This is a genomic window from Azospirillum sp. B506 (assembly GCF_000333595.1).
Lineage (GTDB): Bacteria > Pseudomonadota > Alphaproteobacteria > Azospirillales > Azospirillaceae > Azospirillum.
This window is the reverse complement of the sequence record NZ_BADK01000336.1, coordinates 1-2,901: the sequence shown is the minus strand read 5'-3', so window position 1 is coordinate 2,901 and position 2,901 is coordinate 1. Positions and strand designations below refer to the sequence as shown.

The 2,901-nt window shown below is 65.5% G+C and carries 4 protein-coding genes; all 4 read left to right on the top strand.

The genetic code is table 11. The features are described 5' to 3' along the window. The first annotated feature begins 74 nt into the window (after positions 1-74). Positions 75-230: a hypothetical protein gene (locus tag I71_RS38755; protein WP_199902156.1), complete on the top strand. Its 156-nt coding sequence runs from the start codon at positions 75-77 to the stop codon at positions 228-230. Between the two features lie 39 nt (positions 231-269). Further along, a complete protein-coding gene (locus I71_RS10320; RefSeq protein ID WP_244433746.1) occupies positions 270-848 on the top strand; it encodes an AAA family ATPase in 579 nt (192 codons plus the stop codon). Between the two features lie 263 nt (positions 849-1,111). Then, on the top strand, positions 1,112-2,284 hold the full coding sequence (locus tag I71_RS10315; protein WP_042694587.1) for an amino acid aminotransferase: 1,173 nt from the start codon (positions 1,112-1,114) through the stop codon (positions 2,282-2,284). Between the two features lie 32 nt (positions 2,285-2,316). After that, a partial coding sequence (locus I71_RS10310; RefSeq protein WP_244433745.1) for a YitT family protein occupies positions 2,317-2,901 on the top strand: 585 nt, incomplete at its 3' end.

Genomic DNA, 2,901 nt, shown 5'->3' with positions numbered 1-2,901 from the left:
CCTGCTTGTCACAGCAGTCGGCGCCCTGGGCTGGATCGGCCCGCACTGACCCCCTTTGTCGAGGACAACCGGCCATGACCGAAGCCAAGTTCGGCNTGATCCTGACCAGCATCGCCGTCATCACGGTCGCGGTGGCGCTTTACCGTCAGCGCGCATTGGGACGCAACGGTCTGGTAACGGTGATCGTGGTCACCATCGCCGTTTTTGCCGCGATGTTCTTCACCCAATGAACCGGCCAGTCATTGGCTGCACTGGACCAGACAGCCTCCATGCGTAAGAACGGCGGGAGGGACCAGCATCTGGCGGGCAAAGCGGACTCCATGCGACTTGAAGAACTGGGTGAGCGCATCTGCATCCTGGGGCCGTCCAACAGCGGCAAATCCACATTTGCGTCAGCGATCGGACGGAAGCGCGGCCTGACGGTCGTCCACCTCGATCAGCTTTACCATCGGCCCGGCACCGACTGGGAACCGCGTCCGAAGGATGAATTCATCCGCTTGCACGACGACGCCATCACTGGTGACCGATGGGTGATGGACGGAAATTATTCCGTCTGCGTGCAGCAGCGTTTCGCACGGGCAACGGGATTGATCATGCTGGACATCTCAATGCCGGTCAGCCTGCTGCGGTATTTCCGACGTACCTGGTTCGAGCGTGAACGGCTCGGTGCGCTGGACGGCAAGCGCGACAGCGTCAAGTGGGGAATGATCCATCACATCGCCGTGGTCACTCCCCGAAACCGAAACCGAAACATTGCCCGTTTCGATCGAGCCGCCCTGCCGAAAATTCGCCTGTGCTCGATCCGCGCGATCAAGGAATGTTACCGGGACTGGGGCTTGGACAGATAAAGCGCTCTCTCCACCTGGGCAGAGCGCCCCGGGAGGCACGCAACGCCGCGACCGGACGGGAATTCGGATCGGCAGGATCGTCGACCACGCCGAAACAGGGATGCCCGGCAATCGTGTACACCACAAATTGTCCCGATTCTCAAGCGTACCGGACGATATGAATTCGCCATTGTCCCGGAGGCCGCGAAAGTAGAGGATCGCAGCGACCGGCCTCAAGGCCGCCATCACTGCCTTTTCCATCACCAAGGACCGGACGAACCGCCATGTTCAACGCGCTTTCCCGCCAACCGGACGACGCCCTGCTCGCCCTGATCGGGCTGTACAAGCAGGATGCGCGGCCGGGCAAGGTCGATCTCGGCGTCGGGGTCTACCGGGACGAGGAGGGGCGCACCCCGGTCTTCCGCGCGGTCAAGGCGGCGGAACGGCTGCTGCTCGACGGGCAGGACAGCAAGGCCTACCTCGGGCTGGAGGGCGACACCGGGTATCTGGAGCGGTTGTGGTCGCTGGTCGGCGGCAAGGCCGGGATACAAGTCATGGCGGCCGGCGTGCAGACCCCCGGCGGATCGGGCGCGTTGCGGCTGGCGGCCGACCTCGTGCTGCGCGGCGGCTCGAAGCGGGTGCTGGTCGGCCAGCCGACCTGGCCCAACCATGTCGGCATCTTCGCCGCCGCCGGCCTTGATGTGGTGAGCTATCCCTTCTTCGACACCGCCGGCCAGACCGTGCTGTTCGAGCGCATGATCGCGGCGGTCGAGGCGGCGCAGCCCGGCGACGTCGCCCTGCTGCACGGCAGCTGCCACAACCCGACCGGCGCGCCGCTGTCGCTCGACCAGTGGAAGGAACTGGCGACCGTGCTGGAGAAGCGGGGCGTGCTGCCGCTGGTCGACCTCGCCTATCAGGGCCTCGGCCGCGGTCTGGACGAGGATGCTGAGGGGCTGCGCCACCTGATCGGTGTCGTTCCGGAAACGCTGGTTGCCGTGTCCTCGTCCAAATCCTTCGGCCTCTACCGCGAGCGCACCGGCGCAATTTTCGCCGTCGCCGCGGCGCCGGCTGCCGCCGACCTAGCCAAGTCCAACCTGATGGCGTTGGCCCGCACCAGCTATTCGATGCCGCCCGACCATGGCGCCGCCGTGGTCCGTACCATTCTGAACGACGCCGCCCTGACAGCCGACTGGAGCGCGGAGCTGGACCTCATGCGCGCCCGCATCGCCGGGATCCGCCGCAAGCTGGCCGCCGGTCTGGCCGGCGCCTTCCCCACCCTGACCGCGGTGGCGGAGCAGGAGGGCATGTTCTCGCTGCTGCCGTTGACCGAGGCGGAGGTGCTGCGGCTGCGCGCCGACCACGCCATCTACATGCCGACCTCCGGCCGCATCAACATCGCCGGCCTGAAGACGGCCGAGGTGGACGACGTGGTGGCGAAGTTCGTTGCACTCCGTTGAGACTTTTGGGTTCGAATTGAGGACGGACGACGATGGCTGCGACCCTCCAGGCCCCGCCCGCCGCGGTGGAGCGACACCAGCTGTATGAAGACGCGCTCGCCATGCTGATGGGCACGCTGTTCATCGCGCTGGGCATGCTGATCTATTCCAAGACGATGCTGCTGACCGGCAGCACCGCCGGGCTGTCGCTGCTTCTGAGCTACGTCACCAAGCTTCAGTTCGGCATCATCTTCTTCGCGATCAACCTGCCCTTCTACTGGCTGGCCTGGAAACGGCTGGGATGGAAGTTCACCGCCCGCACCTTCATCGCCGTGGCGCTGGTGACGCTGTTCTCGCGCCTGACCGACCAATGGGTAGGCTTCACCCATCTCGACCCGGTCTATGCCACGGTGGTGGGCAGCGGCCTGTGCGGCACCGGCCTGCTGATGCTGTTCCGCCACCGCACCGGCCTGGGCGGCGTCAACATCCTGGCGATCTATCTGCAGGAGACCTACGGCATCCGCGCCGGCTATTTCCAGCTGGGCGTCGATTTCGCGATCCTGGCCGGCGCCTTCTTCGTTCTGGCCCCGGACGGCTTCTGCTGTCGGTGCTGGGGGCGACATCGTCAACCTCACGCT